This is a genomic window from Achromobacter sp. DMS1 (assembly GCF_001270295.1).
Window position 1 is genome coordinate 1 of sequence record NZ_LHSJ01000067.1, and the last position, 23,059, is coordinate 23,059.

Annotated in this window: 15 protein-coding genes and 6 pseudogenes; 12 read left to right on the forward strand and 9 right to left on the reverse strand. The window is 69.2% G+C overall.

The window, feature by feature from the left end; all coding sequences use genetic code 11:
* Nucleotides 1–322, reverse strand: a 322-nt coding sequence (locus tag AD428_RS09935; protein WP_369798730.1) for a GntR family transcriptional regulator, incomplete at its 3' end; no start/stop codon positions are given.
* Between the two features lie 94 nt (nucleotides 323–416).
* Here AD428_RS09935 and AD428_RS09940 point away from each other — a divergent pair.
* The 3 genes from AD428_RS09940 to AD428_RS09950 all read left to right on the forward strand — a co-directional run bounded on the left by AD428_RS09940 (nucleotide 417) and on the right by AD428_RS09950 (nucleotide 4,414).
* Complete coding sequence (locus AD428_RS09940) at nucleotides 417–1,682, forward strand: 4-aminobutyrate--2-oxoglutarate transaminase (protein WP_053245052.1); 1,266 nt, start codon at nucleotides 417–419, stop codon at nucleotides 1,680–1,682.
* 93 nt (nucleotides 1,683–1,775) lie between these two features.
* Complete coding sequence (locus AD428_RS09945) at nucleotides 1,776–3,245, forward strand: NAD-dependent succinate-semialdehyde dehydrogenase (protein ID WP_053245053.1); 1,470 nt, start codon at nucleotides 1,776–1,778, stop codon at nucleotides 3,243–3,245.
* Nucleotides 3,246–3,577: 332 nt separating this feature from the next.
* Entirely contained in the window at nucleotides 3,578–4,414 is an 837-nt protein-coding gene (locus AD428_RS09950; RefSeq protein ID WP_053245054.1) for an inositol monophosphatase family protein, read from the forward strand.
* 94 nt (nucleotides 4,415–4,508) lie between these two features.
* Here the strand turns inward: AD428_RS09950 and AD428_RS24775 are convergent.
* Nucleotides 4,509–5,261: pseudogene (locus tag AD428_RS24775) on the reverse strand (helix-turn-helix domain-containing protein); the annotation flags it as partial.
* A 376-nt stretch (nucleotides 5,262–5,637) separates the two neighbouring features.
* Between AD428_RS24775 and AD428_RS09960 the strand changes: the two are divergent.
* The 4 genes and pseudogenes from AD428_RS09960 to AD428_RS09975 all read left to right on the forward strand — a co-directional run.
* Nucleotides 5,638–7,194 (forward strand): annotated as a pseudogene (locus tag AD428_RS09960) (APC family permease); the annotation flags it as partial.
* A 126-nt stretch (nucleotides 7,195–7,320) separates the two neighbouring features.
* The gene (locus tag AD428_RS09965; RefSeq protein WP_053245066.1) at nucleotides 7,321–8,247 is read left to right on the forward strand and encodes a 4-hydroxyproline epimerase; all 927 of its coding nucleotides are present in this window, start codon (nucleotides 7,321–7,323) and stop codon (nucleotides 8,245–8,247) included.
* 64 nt (nucleotides 8,248–8,311) lie between these two features.
* Nucleotides 8,312–9,259, forward strand: a complete 948-nt coding sequence (locus AD428_RS09970; RefSeq protein ID WP_053245057.1) for a dihydrodipicolinate synthase family protein — start codon at nucleotides 8,312–8,314, stop codon at nucleotides 9,257–9,259.
* Between the two features lie 29 nt (nucleotides 9,260–9,288).
* Nucleotides 9,289–10,602, forward strand: coding sequence for an NAD(P)/FAD-dependent oxidoreductase (locus tag AD428_RS09975; protein WP_053245058.1), 1,314 nt, complete (start codon nucleotides 9,289–9,291; stop codon nucleotides 10,600–10,602).
* Between the two features lie 130 nt (nucleotides 10,603–10,732).
* On the opposite strand, the gene AD428_RS09980 is transcribed toward AD428_RS09975, so the two are convergent.
* From AD428_RS09980 to AD428_RS27730, 7 genes and pseudogenes are all read right to left on the reverse strand, one after another.
* On the reverse strand, nucleotides 10,733–11,578 hold the full coding sequence (locus tag AD428_RS09980; protein ID WP_053245059.1) for an NAD-dependent protein deacetylase: 846 nt from the start codon (nucleotides 11,576–11,578) through the stop codon (nucleotides 10,733–10,735).
* Between the two features lie 7 nt (nucleotides 11,579–11,585).
* Entirely contained in the window at nucleotides 11,586–12,533 is a 948-nt protein-coding gene (gene epsC, locus AD428_RS09985) for a serine O-acetyltransferase EpsC (RefSeq protein ID WP_053245060.1), read from the reverse strand.
* A 182-nt stretch (nucleotides 12,534–12,715) separates the two neighbouring features.
* A complete protein-coding gene (galE, locus tag AD428_RS09990) occupies nucleotides 12,716–13,768 on the reverse strand; it encodes a UDP-glucose 4-epimerase GalE (protein WP_053245061.1) in 1,053 nt (350 codons plus the stop codon).
* 11 nt (nucleotides 13,769–13,779) lie between these two features.
* Nucleotides 13,780–15,732, reverse strand: a complete 1,953-nt coding sequence (locus tag AD428_RS27720; RefSeq protein ID WP_053245062.1) for a sigma 54-interacting transcriptional regulator — start codon at nucleotides 15,730–15,732, stop codon at nucleotides 13,780–13,782.
* The coding region (locus AD428_RS10000; RefSeq protein WP_235489665.1) for an ATP-binding protein at nucleotides 15,732–16,027 on the reverse strand (296 nt) is incomplete at its 5' end. The genes AD428_RS10000 and AD428_RS27720, both read right to left, overlap by 1 nt.
* 267 nt (nucleotides 16,028–16,294) lie before the next feature.
* Complete coding sequence (locus AD428_RS27725) at nucleotides 16,295–17,242, reverse strand: diguanylate cyclase (protein WP_235489688.1); 948 nt, start codon at nucleotides 17,240–17,242, stop codon at nucleotides 16,295–16,297.
* Nucleotides 17,243–17,414: 172 nt separating this feature from the next.
* Nucleotides 17,415–18,140 (reverse strand): annotated as a pseudogene (locus AD428_RS27730) (EAL domain-containing protein); the annotation flags it as partial.
* Nucleotides 18,141–18,341: 201 nt separating this feature from the next.
* Between AD428_RS27730 and rdgB the strand changes: the two are divergent.
* From rdgB to AD428_RS10030, 5 genes and pseudogenes are all read left to right on the forward strand, one after another.
* The gene (rdgB, locus tag AD428_RS10010; RefSeq protein ID WP_053245067.1) at nucleotides 18,342–18,968 is read left to right on the forward strand and encodes an RdgB/HAM1 family non-canonical purine NTP pyrophosphatase; all 627 of its coding nucleotides are present in this window, start codon (nucleotides 18,342–18,344) and stop codon (nucleotides 18,966–18,968) included.
* 10 nt (nucleotides 18,969–18,978) lie between these two features.
* Nucleotides 18,979–20,202 (forward strand): radical SAM family heme chaperone HemW, encoded by a 1,224-nt coding sequence (hemW, locus tag AD428_RS10015; protein ID WP_053245064.1) that lies wholly within the window; start codon nucleotides 18,979–18,981, stop codon nucleotides 20,200–20,202.
* Between the two features lie 181 nt (nucleotides 20,203–20,383).
* Nucleotides 20,384–21,794: pseudogene (gene glnA / locus AD428_RS10020) on the forward strand (type I glutamate--ammonia ligase).
* Nucleotides 21,795–21,982: 188 nt separating this feature from the next.
* Nucleotides 21,983–22,726, forward strand: a pseudogene (locus AD428_RS10025) (two-component system sensor histidine kinase NtrB); the annotation flags it as partial.
* Nucleotides 22,727–22,730: 4 nt separating this feature from the next.
* Nucleotides 22,731–23,059 (forward strand): annotated as a pseudogene (locus tag AD428_RS10030) (IgaA/UmoB family intracellular growth attenuator); the annotation flags it as partial.

A 23,059-nucleotide genomic window follows, 5' to 3' on the forward strand; every position in this document is an offset into this window, starting at 1 on the left:
GCCGCGGAGCGGCGGCGCTGGCCTGGCGCGAGCGTCGGCCGCTGGCGAGATAGGAATCGGGCAGCGAGGCGTTGACGAAGGTGCCGTTGCCCTGGCGGCTGCGGGTGTAGCCTTCGGCCTGGAGCTGGCTGTATACGTGGACCACGGTATTGCGCGCGATGCCCAGCTCGGCCGCCAGGTCGCGCGTGGCGGGCAGGCGGGTGTCGGCGGCGATGGCGCCCTCCAGGATGGCCTCGCGGATGCCCTGGTACAGCCGGCGGTTCATGGGGCCGCTGGCGTCGGCCAGGCGCAGCTGCAGCAGGTCGCCAACGATGGAGCGCAATTGGTTCTACCCGTTTTACTAAAGTGGTTCTTACAAATGGAGCCATAGTAGCATTAAATAGGTGTTTTACCGCCCCCCTGTCTCCGAGGTTGAGATGAAGAATCAGGATCTGAACACCCGCCGTTCCCTGGCCACGCCGCGCGGCGTCGGCGTCATGTGCGATTTCTATGCGGTGCGCGCCGAGAACGCCACGCTGTGGGATGCCGAAGGCAAGGAATACATCGATTTCGCCGGCGGCATCGCCGTGCTGAACACCGGCCACCTGCACCCCAAGGTGAAGGCCGCCGCCGCCGCCCAGCTCGACAACTTCACGCACACGGCCTACCAGATCGTGCCCTACGAGGGCTACATCTCGCTGGCCGAGCGCATCAACCGCCTCGCCCCCATCGACGGCCTGAAGAAAACCGCCTTCTTCACCACCGGCGTCGAAGCGGTGGAAAACGCCGTCAAGATCGCCCGCTCGGCCACCGGCCGCTCCGGCGTCATCGCCTTCACGGGCTCGTTCCATGGCCGCACCATGCTGGGCATGGCGCTGACCGGCAAGGTCGCCCCCTACAAGCTGTCGTTCGGCCCCATGCCGGGCGACATCTATCACGTGCCGTTCCCCAACGCCACGCAGTCCATCACCGTTGCCGACTCGCTCAAGGGCCTGGACCTGCTGTTCAAGGCCGACATCGATCCCAAGCGCGTGGCGGCCATCATCGTCGAACCCGTGCAGGGCGAAGGCGGCTTCAACATCACCCCGCCCGAGCTGATGACCGCGCTGCGCAAGATCTGCGATGAGCACGGCATCCTGCTGATCGCCGACGAAGTGCAGACCGGCTTTGCCCGCACCGGCAAGCTGTTCGCCATGCAGCACCACTCGGTGCAGGCCGACCTGATCACCATGGCCAAGAGCCTGGGCGGCGGCTTCCCGATCTCCGGCGTGGTGGGCCGCGCCGAAGTCATGGACGCGCCGGCCGCCGGCGGCCTGGGCGGCACCTATGCCGGCAACCCGCTGGCCGTGGCCGCGGCGCATGCCGTACTGGACGTGATCGAGGAAGAAAAGCTCTGCGAACGCGCCGCCCGGCTGGGCGAGAAGCTGCGCGCCCATCTCGAGGGCCTGCGCGCCAAGGTGCCGGCGATCGCCGACGTGCGCGGCCTGGGCTCCATGGTGGCGCTCGAGCTGAACGACCCGGCCACGGGCAAGCCCGACGCCGAGGCGGTCAAGCGCGTGCAGGCCCGCGCCATCGAGCGCGGCCTGATTTTGCTAAGCTGCGGTGTGTACGGCAACGTTCTGCGCTTCCTGTACCCCTTGACCATCCCCGACGCCCAGTTCGACCGCGCGCTGGAGATTCTGTCCGAATCCCTCGCGGCCTGACCCCGGCGAACCCACCGGCTTCACGGCCGGCGCGTGCCGCGGGCGCTGCCCGCGGCCTTTGCCGGCCGACCATCCAATCAAGGAGACTCCAGCATGACCCAACTGCCTCGCCCCCTGAGCCGTCCCGACCTGCTGCGCGATGCCTGCTACATCGACGGCAAGTGGGTGGGCGCCGGCTCCGGCCCCGCCATTGCGGTGGACAACCCCTCCACCGGCAAGACCATCGTCTCCGTGCCCAAGCTGGGCCGCAAGGAAACCGAGCAGGCCATCGCCAGCGCCAACGCCGCGCTGCCCGCCTGGAGCGCCAAGACCGGCAAGGAACGCGCCGCCATCCTGCTGAAGTGGGCCCAGCTCATGATGCAGCACCAGCAGGACCTGGCCACCATCATGACCGCCGAACAGGGCAAGCCCGTGACCGAGGCGGCCGGCGAAATCGCCTACGCGGCCTCGTTCCTGGAATGGTTCGGCGAAGAAGCCAAGCGCATCGACGGCGACGTGCTGCAAAGCCCCAAGGCCGGGCAGCGCCTGCTGGCGCTCAAGCAGCCCATCGGCGTCACCGCCGCCATCACGCCCTGGAACTTCCCGGCCGCCATGATTACCCGCAAGGCCGGCCCCGCGCTGGCGGCCGGCTGCACCATGGTGCTCAAGCCCGCCCAGCAGACGCCGCTGAGCGCCCTGGCCCTGGCCGTGCTGGCCGAGGAAGCCGGCGTGCCGCCCGGCGTGTTCCACGTCATCACCGGCAGCTCGCGCGAGATCGGCGCGGCGCTGTGCGAAAGCGACGTGGTGCGCAAGCTGAGCTTCACCGGCTCCACCGAAGTGGGCCGCACGCTCATGGAACAGTGCGCGCCCACCATCAAGAAGCTCTCGCTCGAACTGGGCGGCAACGCGCCCTTCATCGTGTTCGACGACGCCGACCTGGACCGCGCGGTGGACGGCATTCTCGCCTCCAAGTACCGCAACGCCGGCCAGACTTGCGTGTGCGCCAACCGCATCTACGTGCAGGCGGGCGTGTACGAGGAAATCGCCAGGCGCCTGGTCGAGAAGGTCCAGGCCATGAAGGTGGGCGACGGCTTCGCCGACGGCGTGACCCAGGGTCCGCTGATCGACGCCAACGCGGTGGAAAAGGTGCAGGAGCACATCGCCGACGCCACGGCGCACGGCGCCAAGGTCATCGCGGGCGGCAAGCCGCACGCGCTGGGCGGCACGTTCTTCGAGCCCACCGTGGTGCGCGACGTGACGCAATCCATGCGCTTCGCCACCGAGGAAACCTTCGGCCCCGTGGCCCCGCTCTTCCGCTTCGAAACCGAGGAAGAAGTGATCCGCATGGCCAACAACACCATCTTCGGCCTGGCCGCCTACTTCTACACCCGCGACTACGCCCGCATCTGGCGCGTCTCGGAAGGCCTGGAATACGGCATCGTCGGCATCAACACCGGCATCATCTCCAACGAGGTCGGCCCCTTCGGCGGCGTGAAGCAGTCGGGCCTGGGCCGCGAAGGCTCGAAGTACGGCATCGAGGAATACCTCGAGATCAAGTACCTCTGCGTGGACCTGGGAGGGTAAGGCCCACCCCCGGAGCGCCACGGGCGCGTCCCCTCCAGGGAGCGCCGCCACGGACCGGCAAAGCCGGATCCGTGCGGCCCTGGCCGGGAGGGCCGCGCCAAGCCGCCGCGCTTCTTCCTTGTGAAGACATGGGGACCGGCAGGGCGTGAAGGGGCGGGCTTCGGCCCGCCCCTTTTGCCGCCTGCGCGCCCGGCTTATCCCCGCAAATTGTGGACAACCCGGCCGAAAAGTCCTGGACAGTCTTGAAAAGCCCTTTTGATTCAATCCCTTGCGGAATGCGATCAAATGCCGCCCAGGCATGCTAGATTTGCGCGTTGCCTGGACGAATCACGATGAGCAGAACATTCACCCGCGAAGAGACGCGCCGGCTGGCGGCCATCCTGGCCGACACGGCCCAGGCCGAAGTCATGCCGCATTTCCGCAACCTGCCCGAAGGGGCCGTGCGCGGCAAGAGCTCGGCGCGCGACCTGGTCACCGACGCCGACGAAGCCGCCGAGCGCATGATCAGCGCGCGCCTGGCCAAGCTGTACCCCGGCGCCGTGCTGATCGGCGAAGAGGCGTCCACCCGCAATCCCGCCCTGCTGAACATGCTGGTCGATGCCGATCTGGCCTTCCTGATCGACCCCATCGACGGCACCCGCAATTACGTGGCGGGGCTGCCGCTCTTCGGCATGATGATCGCCGCCTGCCACCGCGGCGACGTAATCGCGGGCGTCATCTACGACCCCGTCCACCGCGACGCCGCGCTGGCGGTGCGCGGCGAAGGCGCCTGGGTGGAATACGAGCACGGCCGCCAGGCGGCGCTGGCCGTGGCCAGCCCGGCCCCGCCCTCGGAAATGGACGGCATGATCGCCACCGGCGCGCTGCCCGAGCCCCTGCGCACCACCGTCAACAGCCATCTGTCGCGGCTGGGCAGCACGGCCTCGCTGCGCTGCGCCGCGCACGAATACCGCATGCTGGCGGCCGGGCATTGCCACATCGCCTTCTACAACCAGCTCACGGCCTGGGACCACGCCGCCGGCTGGCTGCTGCACCGCGAGGCGGGTGGCTACGCCGCCCATTTCGACGGCTCGCCCTACAAGCCCACGCACCGCAGCGGCGGGCTGCTCTATGCGCCCGACGCGGGAAGCTGGCACGCCGCGCGCAAGGCGCTGCTGGGCGAGGAATAGCGGCGCGGCCCGAAGCCTGCGGCGCCCGCTCCTCGCTTAGGCCGGAGCGTACGCGGGGCGGGGGCCCCGCGCGGCCGGCGGCCTCGCGGTAACGGCGGGGCGCGAGCCCGGTCAGCATCTTGAACTGGCGGGTGAATGCGCTGTGGTCGGTATAGCCGCAGCGCATGGCGATTTCCGTGATGGGCATGTCGGTGAGCAGCAGGCGGTGCGCGTGTTCCAGACGGGCCTTGTGGATCATCTGCCGCGGCGTCAGGTGGAACACGCGCTTGCAATACCGCTCCAACTGCGCGACGGACATGCCCGCGATGCGCGTGAGCTCCTGCATGGTCACCGGGCCGCCGAAATGGCGGCGTATGTGCGCTTCCACCGCCGCCAGCCGCCGGTAGGCCGGATGCGCGCCGCTGGCCGAGGGCAGGTCGACCGAAATGCCCATCAGGCCGATGATCGCATCGCGGCGGTCGCGGATCGGCCGCTTGTGCGTGAGGCACCAGCCCGGCTCCCGGCTGCCGAACAGGTGCAGCTCCAGCTGGTCCTGCAGGATCACGCCCTGCTTCAGCACGCGCCTGTCCTGCTCGGTGTATCCCGGCCCCAGGTGCGTGGGAAACACCTCCGCGCTGGTCTTGCCGAGCAGCGGCGCCAGCCGCTTCAGGCCGCAGCGCTGCACCAGCGTGCGGTTAGCCAGCAGATAGCGCGCCTGCAGATCCTTGACGAATATCGCGGCGGTGGGCACCGCGTCCAGAATCGGCAAGAACAGCGACAGGCCCGATACCAGCTCTTCGATACTCTCGGGGCGATGCGGAGCGCTTGCGCCATCCACGAGCTCCAGCAGGGTCTGCATCATGGGCATCCAGTCTCCGGCGCGTTTGGCAGGCCGAAATTATGGACATGCCGAACAAGGCGCGTCAACGCGCGGCTCCGCTCCCGCGGGGCGCCGCGCCGGCGAAATCGGAGCCGGCATCGCGACTGTGCCGATTTCATCGTTCCCGGCGGCAAAAACCATCAAGCGCCCGCCCGCCCCCGGGCCCAATAATTCAACGACCCTGACGCAGCCGACAGGCCCGGGCGCGGCGCGCGCCCGTCCGGAGCCGGCATGGAAATGCGCGGTTTCATTCATCGGATCCCATGGCACCGGGAGTTTCCCCGACCGTGCATTTATCGGACGCCGGCCGGGATGATCGATGGGAGATCGTCCGCGGACCTACGACAACCCATAAGGAGACACCATGCCAGGAAAGTTCAAGAAACAGCTCTCGCTGACCGACCTCACGTTCATCGGGCTGGGCGCCATATTCGGCTCGGGCTGGCTGTTCGCGGCCAGCCACGTTGCCGCGATCGCCGGACCCGCGGGAATTTTTTCCTGGCTGCTGGGCGGCTTCGCCGTGCTGCTGCTGGGCATCGTCTATTGCGAGCTGGGCGCGGCCCTGCCGCGCGCCGGCGGCGTGGTGCGCTACCCGGTGTACTCCCACGGTCCGCTGCTCGGCTACCTGATGGGTTTCATCACCCTGATCGCCTTCTCCAGCCTGGTGGCGATCGAGGTGGTCGCGTCGCGGCAGTATGCGGCCGCATGGTTCCCGGGCCTGACCAAGGCCGGCTCCAGCGAGCCCACGCTCGCGGGCTGGCTGGTCCAGTTCGGCCTGCTCTGCCTCTTCTTCCAGCTCAACTACCGCAGCGTCAAGACCTTCGCCAAGGCCAACAACCTGGTCAGCGTGTTCAAGTTCATCGTGCCGCTGCTGGTCATCGGCGTGCTGTTCACCTTCTTCAAGCCGGAGAACTTCCAGGTCCAGGGCTTCGCCCCCTTCGGCCTGTCCGGCATAGAAATGGCGGTTTCCGCCGGCGGCATCATCTTCGCCTACCTGGGGCTCACGCCCATCATCTCGGTAGCCAGCGAAGTGAAGAACCCGCAGCGCACCATTCCGATCGCGCTGATTCTTTCCGTGCTGCTCTCGACGGCCATCTACGTGCTGCTGCAACTGGCCTTTCTCGGCAGCGTGCCCACCGCCATGCTGGCCGACGGCTGGGCCGGCGTCTCCAGCGAGCTCGCGCTGCCCTACCGCGACATCGCCATGGCCCTGGGCGTGGGCTGGCTGGCCTACCTGGTGGTCGCCGACGCGGTGATCTCGCCCAGCGGCTGCGGCAACATCTACATGAACGCCACGCCGCGCGTGGTCTACGGCTGGGCGCGGACCGGCACCTTCTTCAAGGTGTTCACCCGCATCGACGAGCCGTCGGGCATCCCGCGTCCCGCGCTGTGGCTGACCTTCGGCCTGTCGGTGTTCTGGACCCTGCCGTTTCCGTCCTGGGAAGCCCTGATCAACGTGGTGTCGGCCGCGCTGGTGCTGAGCTACGCCGTGGCGCCGGTATCCGTGGCCGCGCTGCGCCGCAACGCGCCCGCCATGCCGCGCCCGTTCCGCGTCCGCTGCATGAGCGTGATCGGTCCGCTGTCCTTCATCATCGCCGCGCTGATCGTCTACTGGTCGGGCTGGGGCACCGTGTCCTGGCTGCTGGGCCTGCAGATCCTGATGTTCGCGGTGTACCTGCTGTGCGGCCGCCTGGTGCCCACCCGGCACCTCGACCTGCGCCAGCAGGTGCGCTCCTCGGCCTGGCTCATCGGCTTCTATGCCGCCACCATTGCGCTGTCCTGGCTGGGCAGTTTCGGCGGCCTGGGCGTGCTCGGCCATCCGCTGGACACCATCGCGGTGGCGGCGTGCGCGCTGGGCATCTATTACTGGGGCGCTGCGACGGGCGTGCCCGCCCACCTGGTGCGCCTGGCCGGAGACGATGAAAGCGAGACGGGCGCCGGCGCCGAGAGCCAGGACCGGGACCCCGGGAGCGCCTATGCCCGCGCTTCGTCCTGACGGTCCGGCCGTCTCCCCCTCCGCTCTTGCACGCTTCCAATGGACAGGTTCATGAAACGCATACATGTCATCGACTCCCACACCGGCGGCGAGCCCACGCGCCTGGTGATGCAGGGCTTTCCCGAACTGGCCGGCGCCACGCTGGCCGAAAAGCGCCATGCCCTGCGCGAGCATCATGACCAATGGCGCCGCGCCTGCCTGCTCGAGCCGCGCGGCAACGACGTGCTGGTGGGCGCCCTGTACTGCGCCCCCGAGTCGCCCGGCGCCGTTTGCGGCGTGATCTTCTTCAACAACGCCGGCTACCTCAACATGTGCGGCCACGGCACCATCGGTCTGGCCGCGTCCCTGCGCCACCTCGGAATGATCGGCCCGGGCGTGCACAGGTTCGACACCCCGGTCGGCCCGGTGAGCGCCACCCTGCACGAAGACGGCGCGGTGACCATCGGCAACGTGCCGGCCTACCGCTACCGCCGGCAGGTGCCGGTGGACGTCCCCGGCCACGGCCGCGTGCACGGCGACGTCGCCTGGGGCGGCAACTGGTTCTTCCTGGTTTCCGAACACGGCCAGTCGCTGCGGCTGGACAACGTCGAGGCGCTGACGGCATTCACCTGGTCGCTGCTCCAGGCGCTGCACGCCCAGGGCATCCACGGCGAAGGCGGCGCCCCGATCGACCACGTCGAGCTGTTCGCCGACGACGCCGAGGCCGACAGCCGCAATTTCGTCATGTGCCCGGGCAAGTCCTACGACCGCTCCCCCTGCGGCACCGGCACCAGCGCCAAGCTGGCGTGCCTGGCCGCCGACGGCAAGCTGGCGCCCGGCCAGACCTGGGTGCAGGCCGGCATCACCGGCAGCCGCTTCGAGGGCCGCTACGAATGGGAGGACGGCCGCATCCGCCCTTTCATCACGGGCCGTGCCTACATCACCGCCGACAGCACGCTGCTGATCGACGAACAGGATCCGTTCGCGTGGGGCATCTGAGCCTCCCGGCGCCCGCCTCTCCGCCTTCCCTATCCCGAACCGAACGCTTCAAGGAGCCACGACCATGACCGACAACATCTTCACCGGCTGCATTCCCGCCCTCATGACCCCCTGCACCGCCGCGCGCAAGCCGGACTTCGACGCCCTGGTGGCCAAGGGCCGCGAACTGGTCGGCCTCGGCATGAGCGCAGTGGTGTACTGCGGCTCCATGGGCGACTGGCCGCTGCTCACCGAGGCCGAACGCCAGGAAGGCGTGGCCCGCCTGGTGGCCGCGGGCGTTCCGACCATCGTCGGCACCGGCGCGGTCAATACGCGCGAGGCCGTCTCCCACGCGGCGCACGCCGCCAGGGTCGGCGCCCAGGGCCTGATGGTCATTCCCCGCGTGCTCTCCCGCGGCGCCTCGCCCGTCGCGCAGAAGGCGCACTTCTCCGCCATTCTCGCGGCCGCGCCCGGGCTGCCGGCGGTGATCTACAACAGCCCCTACTACGGCTTCCCCACCCGCGCCGACCTGTTCTTCGAGCTGCGCCGCGCGTTCCCCAACCTGATCGGTTTCAAGGAGTTCGGCGGCGCGGCCGACCTGCGCTACGCGGCCGAGCACATCGCGTCCCAGGACGAAGGGATCACGCTCATGGTGGGCGTGGACACCCAGGTCGTCCATGGTTTCGTCAACTGCAACGCCACCGGCGCCATCACCGGCATCGGCAACGCCCTGCCGCGCGAGGTGCTGCAGCTGGTGGCGCTGAGCAAGCAGGCGGCCCGGGGCGACGCCAGGGCGCGCCGCCTGGCCCGCGAACTCGAGGCGGCGCTGTCCGTGCTCTCGTCCTTCGATGAAGGCTGCGACCTGGTGCTCTACTACAAGCACCTGATGGTGCTCAACGGCGACACCGAATACACCCTGCACTTCAACGAAACCGACGCGCTCAGCGACGCGCAGCGCCGCTACGCCGAGAAGCAGTACGCGCTGTTCCGCCAGTGGCACGCCGGATGGTCGGCCGAGCAGGGCCTTGCCTGAGCCTCCCGCCCCGCCCGACAAGGATCCCTATGCCGAACGATTCCCGCAGCGACGGCGCGCCTGACGGCGCGGATGTGGACACGGACGTGGCCGTGGTGGGCGCCGGCATCATCGGCGTCGCCTGCGCCCTGGCGCTGGCCCGGCAGGGCCTGCGCGTCACGGTCATCGACGGCCAGGAGCCGGGCCGGGGCGCATCGTACGGCAATGCCGGGCACCTGGCGACCGAGCAGGTGTTCCCCATCGCCGACGCATCCATCCTCAAGCGCCTGCCGGCCATGCTCATGGACCCGCTGGGGCCGCTGCGCCTGGACTGGAAACACCTGCCGCGCGCGCTGCCCTGGTTCGCCCGCCTGCTGCTGAACCTGCGGCCCGCGCCTTTCCGGCGCACCGTGGCGGGCATCCGCGCGCTCAACGAAAACAGCCTGGATGCCTGGCGACGCCTGTTGCGGTCCATCGGAGGCGAGGACCTGCTCGTACAGGAAGGCTCTCTGCTGGTCTTCGAGCGGCCCGAATCGCGCCACGCGATCGACGCCCTGCGGGCGCGCCTGGAGCAGGAGGAGGTTCCGGTCGACACCTGGCGCGCCGGGGCGGTGCGCGATGCGGCGCCGCAATTGAGCGCGCACCTGCAGGGCGGGCTGTTCTTTCCCCGGACCGGGCATTTCGTCGACCCCTACCGCGTCGTGCTGCGCCTGGCGGAAGCGGCGCAAGCCTGCGGCGTGCGCTTTCTCAGGCGGCAGGTGCGGGGCGGCCGCCTGCGCGACGGCGGCGCTTGCGCCGGCGGGGTTGCGCTGGCGACCAGCCAGGGAGAGCTGCGCGCCCGCCGCGTGCTGATCGCCTGCGGCGCCCATTCGGCGGGACTCACGGCGCAACTGACCGGCATCCGGGTGCCGCTGGACACCGAGCGCGGCTATCACCTGAGCCTGCCCCGCGAACACGGGCGGCTGCCCTTTCCGGTCACGTCGCTGGAGCGCAAGTTCATCATGACGCCCATGGCCGGCGGGCTGAGGCTGGCGGGCACCGTCGAATTCGCCGGCCTCAAGCGGCCTGCCGACCTGAAGCGCGCCTGGCAACTGCACCGGCTGAGCCAGGGCCTGTTCGGCGCGGACCTCGATGCCGGCGACGCCACGGCCTGGATGGGTTTTCGTCCCTCCCTGCCGGACTCGCTGCCCGTCATCGACCGGGTCTGCGGCGGCCGGGTGCTGCTTGCCTTCGGCCACCAGCACCTGGGCCTCACCCACGCCGCGGTCACGGCCGAATGGATCGGGCAACTGGCCGCGCCGCCCGCCGCCGGCGCGCCGCGCGCCCTGCCCGACCTGGCCGCCTACCGCCTGGACCGCTTCTGACCCCGGTTTTCGAGCGCCCCGGAACAAGGGTTATCCCGGAGAGTTATCCCCACTATCTGTGGACAACCCTATGGAAAGGTCTGTAACAGGCCGGAAAAAGCCTTGCCGGCCAAGCACTTGAACAAACCGCTCAAAAACCGGCCGCGTCTTCGTCGCCGAGCAGCGCGGCCAGCGCCGGGGCGCAGGGCTGTTCCACCTTCAGCGTGAGGAGCGCGTCGGCGCGGGTATGGCCCAGGTTGATGGCTGCGATGGGCAGGCCGGCGCGCGCGGCCGCGGCCACGAAGCGATAGCCCGAATACACCATGAGCGACGAGCCCGCCACCAGCACCGCGTCCGCGGCCTCCAGCGCGGCGTTGGCGCGCGCCACCCGCTCTCGCGGCACGGTTTCGCCGAAAAACACCACGTCGGGCTTGACCACGCCGCCACAGCGCGGACAGGGCGGAATGCCGAAAGCGGAAAAGTCCATGCCTTCGAGGTCGGCGTCGCCGTCGGGCGCGTCGGCGGCCTCCAGCGCCGACCAGCCGGGATTGAGCGCGTCCAGCGCGCACTGCCAGTCCTTCCGGCCGCCGCGCCAGTCGCAGCGCATGCAGCGCACCTCGTCCAGCCTGCCGTGCAGGTCGACCACGGCGCGGCTGCCGGCGGCTTCATGCAGGCCGTCCACGTTCTGCGTCACGAGCAACTGCACCCGCCCGTGGCGCTCCAGTTGCGCCAGCGCGCGGTGGGCGGCATTGGGACGGGCGTGGCCGAAGCGCCGCCAGCCCACCATGCTGCGGGCCCAGTAGCGCGCGCGGGCCAGGTCGTCGCCCATGAAGGTCTGCAGCGTGATGGGCGGCTTGCGCTTCCATTCGCCCTGGGCGTCGCGGTAATCGGGGATGCCCGAGTCGGTGCTGACGCCCGCGCCCGTCAGCACGAAGAGGCGCGGATGGCGGTCCACGAAGCCGCGCAGCGCGGCCAGGTCGGAAACCCGCGTGTCCATGCGCCGGTCAGCCGCCCAGCCCGCAATCGGGCATGTCGCTCACCAGGCTGGCCTGAGTGACGTTGCTGCCGGGCGGCACGCTGCGCGTCAGCCACACGTTGCCGCCAATGGTGGACCCCTTGCCGATGGTGATGCGTCCCAGGATGGTGGCGCCCGCGTAGATCACCACGTCGTCCTCGATGAGCGGGTGGCGCGGCAGGCCCTTCTTGAGCTCGCCGTTCTCGCCCGGCGGGAAGCGCTTGGCCCCCAGCGTGACCATCTGGTAGAGCCGCACGCGGTCGCCGATGATGGCCGTTTCCCCGATGACCACGCCGGTGCCGTGGTCGATGAAGAAGCTGCGGCCGATGGTGGCGCCGGGATGGATGTCGATGCCGGTGTCGGCGTGCGCGATTTCGGCCACGATGCGCGCCAGCATGGGCACGCCCAGGCGGTACAGCACGTTGGCCAGACGGTGGTGGATCATGGCATGCACGCCGGGGTAGCAGAGCAGCACCTCGTCCACGCTCTGCGCCGCCGGGTCGCCCTGGTAGGCGGCCAGCACATCCAGGTCCAGGGCCTCGCGCACGCGCGGCAGCTCGGCGCCGAAGCGGCGCACCAGCTCGATGGCGCGCTCGCGCGTGGCGGCCTCGGGCTCGGGATTGTCGCGCGCCACGTACTGCAGCTCCAGACAGACCTGCTGCAACAGCGCGTCCAGCGCCGCGCCGATGGTGTGGCCCACGTAGAAGTCCTCGACCTCTTCGCGCAGGTCGATGGGGCCCAGCCGCATGGGAAACAGCGCCCCGCGCAGGTCGTTGACGATCTGGCGCAGGCTTTCGCGGGACGGGAACTCGCGCACGCCGGCATGCTCTCGCAGGCGGCCGCGGGCGCCCCGCCACGCGATGCGCGCGCTGTGCAGCCGGGAAACGATGCTGTCCAGGTTCCAGTGGGCGGCCGGGAGCTTGGACGGCCCGTTCATCGCGCCCGCTCCTGGCGTGCGCCGGCCGGGCCGGAGTGGAATTGCGGTTCAGACATGGTAGTGCCTCGTTGACGGATACGGGCCGGGCGGACGGGAAGCCGCCCCGGCCCCAAAAGCCATAAGTACGTCAACTGTAACCGCTCCGGAGGGGCCGCCGGTATGCGTCCGACACGCCGCCGGGGTTATGGGGCCGGGCCGTCCTCGTCGTAGCCCTGCGGATTGCTGCGCTGCCAGCGCCAGCCGTCGGCGCACATGGATTCCACCCCTCGGGTGCTGCGCCAGCCCAGCATGCGCCGCGCCAGCGACGGGTCCGCCCACATCCGCTCCACGTCGCCGGGCCGCCGGGCCTGCACCTGCAGGGGAATGCGCAGCGCGTTCACGCGCTCGAAGGCGCCCACAAGCTCCAGCACGCTGGTGCCGCGCCCCGTGCCCAGGTTCAGCGCCACGAAGCCCGCGTTGGCGCAGGCATAGGCCAGCGCGCGCACGTGGCCCTCGGCCAGGTCCATGACGTGCAGGTAGTCCCGCACGCCGGTGCCGTCCGGCGTGCCGTAGTCGTTGCCGAATACGCGCAGATACGGCTGGCGGCCCACCGCCACCTGGGTGATGTAGGGAAAGAGATTGTTGGGCACGTCGCGCGGACTTTCGCCGATCAGGCCGCTGGGATGCGCGCCGATGGGGTTGAAGTAGCGCAGCGTCACCGCGCCGAAATCCGGGTCGGCCGCGCACAGATCCTGCAGCGCCTGCTCCACCATGAGCTTGGTGCGGCCGTAGGGATTGGCGGGCGCCACGGGATGCGACTCGGTGAACGGCAGCTCCTGCGGCTCGCCGTAGACCGTGGCGGAGGAGCTGAACACCAGCCGGCGCACGCCCGCCCCGCGCATGGCGCGCAGCAGTGCGAGCGAACCCGCCACGTTGTTCTCGTAATACTTGAGCGGATCGGCCACCGATTCGCCCACGGCCTTGCTGCCCGCCAGGTGCAGCACCGCCCGCACCGGCTCGCCGCGCGCCGCCGCGTCGGCGAACACCTCGTCCAGCAGCCCCGGCTGCCGGATGTCGCCCCGCACGAAGGGAATCTCCGCCCCGCACAGGCGCTCGACGCGCGACAGCGCCGCGGGGCAGCTGTTGCTGAAATCGTCGATCACCAGCGGGCGCATGCCGGCGGCCGCCATGGCCACCAGCGTGTGGGTGCCGATGTAGCCGGCGCCTCCCGTCACCAGCACATGGGTGCGGTCCATGGCGCGCCCCGTCAGAGATGGGCGGCCACGCCCGGCAGCCCCGCATGGCGCGGGCGCGGCGCCTGCGCATGGCTGCGGTAGCGGTCGATCCAGTACGAGGTGGAGGCGTCGTGGCCCCAGTCCACCAGCCCCGCTGACACCGGCACGGCCAGCTCGCGCTCGATGCCGGTGGCCAGGCGCTTGCCCAGCTCCACGCCCCACTGGTCGAACGGATTAATGCCCCATACCACGCTCTGCACGAAGACCTTGTGCTCGTAGAGCGCCAGCAGCGCGCCCAGCGAGCGCGGGTCGAGCTGGCGCATCACCACCAGGGTGGAGGGCCGTCCGCCCGGGTGCACCATGTGCCGCGCCAGGCTGAGCGCGCGCTCGCGGTCGTCGATGTGGGCCACGTCCAGCAGCGCCTGCTCCAGGCTCTTGCCGCGCAGCAGCGCCTGGCGCTGGGCCAGGCAGTTCGCCAGCAGCATGCGGTGCGCGTCGGGGCTGCCCGGATGGCCCTGGAGACTGGCGATGAAATCGACCGGCGCCCCGTCCTCGCTCTGGTGCAGCCACTGGAAGAAAGTGTGCTGTCCGTCGGTGCCCGGCATGCCCCAGATGATGGGCGCGGTGGGCACGCCCACGGGCTGTCCGTCGCCGGCCACGCGCTTGCCCAGCGATTCCATTTCGAGCTGCTGCAGATAGGTGACCAGGTGCAGCAGCCGCGCGCTGTAGGCGGCGATGTTGAGCGAGTTGTGGCCCTTGACGCTGCAATTGACCAGCCCGGCCAGCGCGAGCTGCACGGGCGCGTTGGCGCCGACGGGCGCCTGGCGGAAATGCTGGTCCATGGCTTCGGCGCCCGCGCGCATGCCGATCAGCACCTCGGCGCCCACGGTGAGCGCAATGGACAGCCCCGCCACCGACCACACGGAATACCGGCCGCCCACCCAGTCGCACATCTTGAAGACCTGGCTGCCCGGCACGCCCAGCGCGCGCGCGCTGGCCGTCAGGAAATGATTGGCCAGCGCGGGAATGTCCTCCACGCGTTCGCGCAGCGGCGGCAGCCGCAGGCGGATCACGTTCAGCCGATGGAACAGGTCTTCGCGGAACAGGCCCTGCTCCACGCGCTGCTCCAGCGGCTGGTGCGTGGCCGCCACGATGCGCACGTCCACGCGCACCGGCTGCGAGCCGCCCACGCGGTAGAAACTGCCTTCGGCCAGCACGCGCAGCAGCCGCGTCTGCAGCTCGATGGGCATATCGCCGATTTCGTCGAGGAACAGCGTGCCGCCGTGCGCCTCTTCGAAACGGCCGCGGCGCAGGTTGCTCGCGCCGGTGAACGCCCCGCGCTCGTGACCGAAGAGTTCCGCCTCGAGCAGATCGCGCGGAATGGCCGCCGCGTTCAGCGCCACGAAGGGGCCGTTGGCGCGCACGCCGTGGCCGTGCAGGGCCCGCGCCACCAGTTCCTTGCCAGTGCCCGATTCGCCCGTGATGAGCACGGTGACCTTGGACTGGGCCAGCCGGCCGATGGCGCGGAACACCTCCTGCATGGCGGTGGACGACGATTGCGTCATCATCCAGCGCTCGTTGTTCTGCGGCGACTCGCCCTGCCCTTCCTGGGTTTCCGGCGCGGCCGATTCCTGCATGGCGCGCTGGATCAGCGCCACCGCCTCGTTCACGTCGAAAGGCTTGGCGAGATAGTCGAAGGCGCCGCCCTGGAAGGCGGACACCGTGCTGTCCAGGTCGGCAAACGCCGTCATGACGATGACCGGCAGGCCCGGATGCCTTTCCTTGAGCTGGCGCAGCAGCTCCAGACCGTTGGCCCCGGGCATGCGGATGTCCGAAACCAGGGCCGCGGGCGTTTCCTGCCCCAGGGCCTCGATCACTTCGGCGGCCTGCGAAAAGCTGCGGGTGGGGACGCCGGCCCGCGCCAGGGCCTTTTCCAGCACCCAGCGGATGGCCTGGTCGTCATCGACGATCCATACGGGTTTCATCAGTGTGCGGGCTCCATCGGTAGGACCAGGCGAAACTCGGTTCGGCCGGGTCGGGATTCGAATTCGATGATGCCGCCGTGCTGCTGCACGAAGTCCTGCGCCAGACTCAGGCCCAGCCCCGTGCCGCCCGCCCGCGCCGTCACCAGCGGATGGAAAATGCGGTCGCGGATGTGCTCCGGCACGCCGGGTCCGTTGTCGATCACGGACAGCACCAGCGCCAGGCGGTGCTGGCGGTGCGCGAGCATGACCTGCCGCGCCACGCGCGTGCGCAGCGTCACCACGCCCGGCGCGAGATNCGGCAGGTCGGGCTGCCGGCCAGACCATGGCGGGCATGCGCGAGGCCGCCGACAGCGTGACGCGCATCGTGGACGGCATTTCCCTGTCCGCCGCGCAGCAGGCGGACGGCATTGTGTCGGTGAATGGGGCGGTGTCGGAGATCGAGCGGGCCACCCAGGAGAACGCCGCCATGGCCGAGCAGACGGCGGCGGCCGCGGCCGCGCTGGAAAGCCAGGCGCGCCGGGTGCGCGAGGCGGTGGCGGTGTTCCGGCTCGGCGCGGCGGAGTCAGGCGGCGAGCGCGCCGGGGTAGGACTCGCTGACGAGGGAAAGATTGGCGTGCTTGACCTTGTGCTTGACGTGCGCGGCGGCCGAGGCGATGTCCTCGGGGCGGATGCGGCCGCATAGGGCAGGCGTAACGGTGAGCGTGCCCACGCCCAGCGTCACGAAGGGGAAGAAGCGCGGTACGCCGTAGCGGTCTTCCGCTTCGATGCCGCCGCGCCGCCGCGCGTCGTCGTCATAGAGATCGATGGCGCGCGCATTGAAGTCGGCGATGATGCGGCGGGCGCGATCCCGCCAGTCCGGGCTGCGCATCATGAAGACGAAATCGTCGCCGCCCACGTGGCCGACGAAGTCGCGCTGGGGATCGCAGTGCCGCTTGATGATCTCCGCGGCCAGCAGGATCATGTCGTCGCCCCGCCAGTAGCCATAGACGTCGTTGAAGGGCTTGAAGTTGTTCAGATCGCCGTAGCAGACGGTGAAATCGCCGGCTTCTTCGAGCAGGGCGGAGATGTGGCGGCTGATGGGAATGTTGCCGGGCAGGGACGTCAGCGGGTTGGCGTAGCGCGCGGCCTCGATGCGCATCTCGGTAACCGAGCGCACCAGGGTTTCGCCGGTGGCCAGCCCGTCGTAGCAGCCGTTGCGGGTAATGATGAGCCCGTCCATGAGGTAGCGCTGGTCTTCGGAAACCAGCACGCGGCTGAGCTGGTCGATGGACACGTCGGCGTCCACCAGCACGGGCTCGCTGTTCATGAAGGTGGAGCAGGGGTCGCGCCCGAAGAGTTCGCGGGTGTAGCGCTGGGCGTAGTGTTCGGAGAAGTCGCGGCGGTTGATGATGCCCAGCGGGCGCTGCTGCTCGTCGAGCACGGCCACGGCGTGCAGATCCTTGTGCTCGAGGAACAGGCGGTGCACGTCGTCGTTGGTGTGCTTGTGCAGCAGCGCGGCCGGGGCCTGCACGCGCAGGCTGGCGGCGGTGCCGCCGCCCGGGGCGCGCCGGGCGCGGCGCAGGCGGGCGCACGCGCAGCGACTGCTGCAGCGTGGGCGCCAGTTCGTCGAGCGGAGATTCCTCCGGCCGGCCCAGCAGCCAGCCCTGCGCGTAGCGGATGTCCAGGTCGCGCACGGCGGCCAGGTCGTCGGCCGTTTCGATGCCTTCGGCCACGATGGAGGTGCCCAGGTGCCGGGCCACTTTCATAATGGCGTCCACCATGTGGCGCTTGCGCTCGTCCCGGCCGATGCCGTCGAAGAAATAGCGGTCGATCTTGATGAGGTCGGGCTGCAGTTCGGCCCACACCTGCAGATTGGAGCCGCCCGCGCCGTAGTCGTCCAGCGCGATGCGCATGCCGTGTTCGCGCAGGCAGGCCAGGGCGCTGGCCAGGGCGTTCATGTGCGGCGAGAGCGGATCGTGCTCGGTCAGCTCCACCACGATGCTGGCGGGATCCACGCTGCTGTCCTTGAGCAGCTTCGCGGGCAGTGCCGGCCCCCACAGCGTCCAGTAGTGGATGAGGGCGGAACCGGAAAGATTGAGAAAGAGCTTGCCGCGCGCCTCGCGTTCCTGGAAACCCTGCACGCCGGCGCGAAAACTGGCGAGTTCGAGCTGCGGGTGCAGCCCCTGGCGGCGGGCTTCGGTGAACAGGGCGTCGGGCAGGTGCAGGTCGGTGCCTTGCGGTCCGCGGATCAGGCTTTCATGGCCGAACACCCTGCTGTGGGCCAGATCGACCACCGGCTGGAACCGCGGGCTGAGTTGCCGCGATTGCAGGATGGCCGCCAGGCATGCGGGCTCCGGAACCGTGGCGGACGCTGCCATCGTGACGGGAACGGCGGGGGCTTGCCGGGGCAATGCAAGGGTTGAGCTCATCGCCTGTGCACTCTGATACGTTCGGTGACAATAAAGACATACTGACAACAAAATGTGTCCACGGTGTTGCGCCGAGCCGGTAGGCGCAATATGCAGGGGCTGTTACATAGCTGTCAACAACGATTTGCACCAAATGTTGCATCCTGGACGCTATCGGGGGAAATCCCTGTATTGCGGGCGCGCGCCTATACAATCCGCCTCATGACATCCCCCAAGATTCCCGATTCGCTGCGCCGCGTGGTGCTGGCCTCCAACAACGCCGGCAAGCTGCGCGAGTTCTCCGCGCTGTTCGCCCCGCTGGGCATGGAGCTGGTGCCGCAGGGTGAGCTCGGCGTTCCCGAGGCCGACGAGCCGCACGTCACCTTCATCGAGAACGCGCTGGCCAAGGCCCGCCATGCCAGCCGGCTGACGGGCCTGCCCGCGCTGGCCGACGATTCCGGCCTGTGCGTGGCCGCGCTGGGCGGCGCGCCCGGCGTGTACTCCGCCCGCTATGCGCAGATGCGCCAGGGCGGCGAGAAATCCGACGCGGCCAACAACGCCCTGCTGGTGCGGGAGCTGGCAGGCGTCGAAGACCGCAGCGCCTGGTACGTGGCGGTGCTGGCGCTGGTCCGGACCGAGGACGACCCCTGTCCGCTGATCGGCGAAGGCATCTGGCACGGCGAGATCATCGACCAGCCGGAGGGCGAGAACGGATTCGGCTACGATCCGCATTTCTACCTTCCCGACATGGCGCTGACGGCGGCCTCGCTGCCGCCCGACGAGAAAAACCGCGTCAGCCACCGGGCGCGCGCGCTGCGCGAACTGCTGGGCAAGCTGGCCCGGGGCTGAAGCGCCGCGCATGTCCATCACCATCCCCATCCGTTCCGAGCTGGGCGGCAAGCCTGCGCCGGCCGGCAGGCAGGCCGGCGCCGCGCTGGCCAGCCTGCCGCCGCTGTCGGTCTACGTGCACGTGCCGTGGTGCGTGCGCAAGTGCCCGTATTGCGACTTCAATTCGCACGCGGCCCAGCCGCAAGGCATTCCGGAACGCGCCTATCTCGACGCGCTGCGCGCCGACCTGGAACAGGCCCTGCCTTCCATCTGGGGAAGGCAGGTGGTTTCGGTGTTTCTCGGCGGCGGCACGCCCAGCCTGTTGTCGGCGGCCGGCCTGGACGAGCTGCTGGCCATGCTGCGCGCCTGCCTCAACCTGTGGCCGGACGCCGAAATCACCATGGAGGCCAATCCCGGCACGGCCGAGGCGGGCCGTTTCGCGGACTATGCCGCCAGCGGCGTCAACCGGATTTCGCTGGGCATCCAGAGCTTCGACGACGCCCAGTTGCGCAAGCTGGGGCGCATCCACGACGCGGCCCAGGCGCGGGCGGCCGTCGAGATGGCCCAGCGCGCCGTGCCGCGCGTGAACCTGGACCTCATGTTCGCGCTGCCCGGCCAGACGCTGCAGGATTGCCGCGCGGACCTGCGCCAGGCCGTCGGCTTCGGCACCGAGCACCTCTCGCTCTACCATCTGACGATGGAGCCGAACACGGTGTTCGCCAAGTATCCGCCAAAGGATCTGCCCGACGACGATGCCAGCGCCGCCATGCAGGACGCCGTGGAGGCGGACCTGGCCGCGGCCGGGCTGTTCCGCTACGAGGTGTCGGCCTATGCGCGGCCCCGGGCGCGGTGCCGGCACAACCTGAATTACTGGGAATTCGGCGATTACCTGGGAATCGGCCCGGGCGCGCATGGCAAGCTGTCGTTCCCCGACCGCATCGTGCGCGAGGCGCGGCTGCGCAACCCGGAGTCGTGGATGCAGGCCGCCATGGCGCGCGACGGCAGCCACCTGGCCGAGCAGCGCCAGGTCGGGCCCGACGAACTGCCTTTCGAGTTCATGCTCAATGCGCTGCGCCTGAAAGACGGCGTGCCCGCCTCGCTTTTCACCGAACGCACGGGGCTGTCGCTGGCCGCGATCGCGCACCAATTGGAGGCAGCGGTGAACCGCGGGCTGCTCGATGCCGATCCGACCCGGCTGAAGGCCACCGCACTGGGTTGGCGCTTCCTGAATGACCTGCAGGAAATGTTCCTGTAACAGCACGGCACCAACATGGGGCGCAACGCCCCATGTTTTGCACCATAATGGTGCTAAATTTCCCGCTTCCGTGTCGCCCACCCGGGGTATCCCAGCAGCCGGAGCTGGCACGCATCTTGCTTCCCCTTTTTATGCCAGTCGAGCGGCGCTGCCCTCGACCCTTTTATCTAATGGAGATGACATGGCAAGCCCGAAAGACGTCCTGAAAAAGATCGCTGACAACGAAGTGAAATTCGTCGACTTCCGCTTTACCGATACCGTGGGCCGCGAGCACCACGTGTCGGTGCCCGTTTCGGCGATCGATGAAGACAAGCTGGAAAGCGGCCAGGCCTTCGACGGTTCTTCGATTCCGGGCTGGAAAGGCATCGAAGCGTCCGACATGCTGCTCATCCCCGACCTGTCCACCGCCAACATGGACCCGTTCCGCGAAGAGCCGACGCTGATCCTGTCGTGCGATGTGGTCGAGCCGTCCGACCTGAAGGGCTATGACCGCGATCCGCGCTCGCTGGCCAAGCGCGCCGAAGCCTACCTCAAGTCCTCCGGCCTGGGCGACACCGCCTACTTCGGCCCGGAACCCGAATTCTTCGTGTTCGACGGCGTTACCTGGAACACCGACATGTCGGGCACGTTCGTGAAGATCAAGTCGGAAGAAGCCTCGTGGTCCAGCGGCCTGGAATTCGAAGGCGGCAACACCGGCCATCGTCCGCTGGTCAAGGGCGGCTACTTCCCCGTGCCCCCGGTCGATTCCTTCCAGGACATGCGCTCCGAAATGTGCCTGCTGATGGAACAGATGGGCGTGCCGGTCGAGGTGCACCACCATGAAGTGGCCGGCGCCGCAGCTGGAGATCGGCACCAAGTTCAGCACCCTGGTGCAGCGCGCCGACTGGACCCAGATCGTCAAGTACATCGTGCACAACGTGGCCCATGCCTATGGCAAGACCGCCACTTTCATGCCCAAGCCCGTGGTCGGCGACAACGGCTCCGGCATGCACGTGCACCAGTCCATCTGGAAAGACGGCCAGAACCTGTTCGCGGGCAACGGCTACGCCGGCCTGTCGGAATTCGCCATGTTCTACATCGGCGGCATCATCAAGCACGCCCGCGCGCTGAACGCCATCACCAACCCGGGCACCAACTCGTACAAGCGCCTGGTGCCGCACTTCGAGGCGCCGGTCAAGCTGGCCTACTCGGCCCGCAACCGCTCGGCGTCGATCCGCATCCCGTACGTGGGCAACCCGAAGGGCCGCCGCATCGAGACGCGCTTCCCGGATCCGCTGGCCAACCCGTACCTGGCTTTCTCGGCCCTGATGATGGCCGGCCTGGACGGCGTGCAGAACAAGATCCACCCCGGCGATCCGGCCGACAAGAACCTGTACGACCTGCCGCCGGAAGAAGACGCGAAGATCCCGACCGTCTGCGCCTCGCTGGAAGAAGCGCTGGAAGCCCTGGACAAGGATCGCGAGTTCCTGACCCGCGGCGGCGTGTTCAGCAACGAGATGCTCGACGCCTATATCGACCTGAAGATGGGCGAGGTGACGCGCCTGCGCATGACCACGCACCCGGTCGAGTTCGACATGTACTACAGCCTCTGATTTTCCGGGGCTGTGGCTGGCGGAGCATGCGATGCGGGCGTAAACCAGGGCCGAAACCGCATGCTCCGCCAGGCCGAGGTTCGATGGCCCGCGCCGCCAGGCTTGCCGTGCTGGCGGCGCGGGGCGGGGCGCCTCGCGCGCCGAACGCGGAAGTTGTCCGTCATCCCCGTCAATCAGGCACATAGAAAATGAATGTAGAAGCTCTCGATCTGCTGGCAACGTCCGTTTTCCTGGTCAACGAACGCGGCCATATCGAATACGCCAATGCGGCGGCCGAAGACCTGTTCGGCCGGTCCCGCAAGCAGCTCGCCGGGCAGTCCGCGGCGACGCTGTTCGACAACCCCGAGAACATCCAGTCTTCCATCGACCGCGCCGCCGCCGGGCGCTTCGCCGACGTGCGCCAGCTCGCCTCGCTGCGCCGCCCGGGCGAATCGGTGGAGGTCACCGTGACCACGGTGGGGCTCACCGGGCAGCCGTGGCCCGTCCTCATCGAAACCCGCGAGATCGAGCAGCGCGTGCTGGCCGACCGCAACCACCGGCTGGTCGACGAGATCGAGGCGCACCGCGAACTCCTGCGCAATCTGGCGCACGAGGTGAAGAATCCCCTGGGCGGGCTGCGCGGCGCGGCGCAGCTGCTGGAGGCCGAGCTGCCCAATGCGGCGCTGGCCGAGTACACCCAGGTCATCATTTCCGAAGCCGACCGCCTGCAGGCGCTGGTCGACCGCCTGAGCGGTCCGCAGCGCGTGCCGCTCAATGCGCGGCCGGTCAATATCCATGAAATCTGCGAGCGCGTCTGCGCGCTGATCCAGGCCGAGTTCCGCAACGACGTCGCGCTGCAGCGCGATTACGATGCGTCCGTGCCCGAGCTCCACGGCGACGCGGCGCGCCTGATGCAGGCGGTGCTGAACGTGGCCCGCAATGCCGCGCAGGAACGAGGTGGCGCTTACCGACAGGTTCGCCATCGTGGTGGCCCTCAATGACGGATTCACGCTGGCGCAAGGGCGCGAGCGCGAGCAGCGCCGCCGGAGGCAGAGCGACCAATGGCAGTCGGGCCGGACGGGCGCGATGCAGAACGTGAGCGATCCCGAGGACCTGCTGGCCGATTCGCCTCCCGGCGAACCTGCCGCGCAGGCGGCGCGCGAGCTGGAGGACGCGATGCGCGTGGAAATCCTGGGCCAGCGCGACGAGACGCCGGCCGAGGTGGCGGCGCGCAGCGGGCCGGGGGCGGGCATCTGGCCGGCGCTCCTGTGGGCGCTGGCGTTCGG

Coding starts and splice junctions, on each gene's coding strand:
- AD428_RS09940 (WP_053245052.1), top strand. CDS start 417: ATGAAGAATCAGGATCTGAACACCCGCCGTTCCCTGGCCACGCCGCGC.
- AD428_RS09945 (WP_053245053.1), top strand. CDS start 1,776: ATGACCCAACTGCCTCGCCCCCTGAGCCGTCCCGACCTGCTGCGCGAT.
- AD428_RS09950 (WP_053245054.1), top strand. CDS start 3,578: ATGAGCAGAACATTCACCCGCGAAGAGACGCGCCGGCTGGCGGCCATC.
- AD428_RS09965 (WP_053245066.1), top strand. CDS start 7,321: ATGAAACGCATACATGTCATCGACTCCCACACCGGCGGCGAGCCCACG.
- AD428_RS09970 (WP_053245057.1), top strand. CDS start 8,312: ATGACCGACAACATCTTCACCGGCTGCATTCCCGCCCTCATGACCCCC.
- AD428_RS09975 (WP_053245058.1), top strand. CDS start 9,289: ATGCCGAACGATTCCCGCAGCGACGGCGCGCCTGACGGCGCGGATGTG.
- AD428_RS09980 (WP_053245059.1), bottom strand. CDS start 11,578: ATGGACACGCGGGTTTCCGACCTGGCCGCGCTGCGCGGCTTCGTGGAC.
- epsC (WP_053245060.1), bottom strand. CDS start 12,533: ATGAACGGGCCGTCCAAGCTCCCGGCCGCCCACTGGAACCTGGACAGC.
- galE (WP_053245061.1), bottom strand. CDS start 13,768: ATGGACCGCACCCATGTGCTGGTGACGGGAGGCGCCGGCTACATCGGC.
- AD428_RS27720 (WP_053245062.1), bottom strand. CDS start 15,732: ATGAAACCCGTATGGATCGTCGATGACGACCAGGCCATCCGCTGGGTG.
- rdgB (WP_053245067.1), top strand. CDS start 18,342: ATGACATCCCCCAAGATTCCCGATTCGCTGCGCCGCGTGGTGCTGGCC.
- hemW (WP_053245064.1), top strand. CDS start 18,979: ATGTCCATCACCATCCCCATCCGTTCCGAGCTGGGCGGCAAGCCTGCG.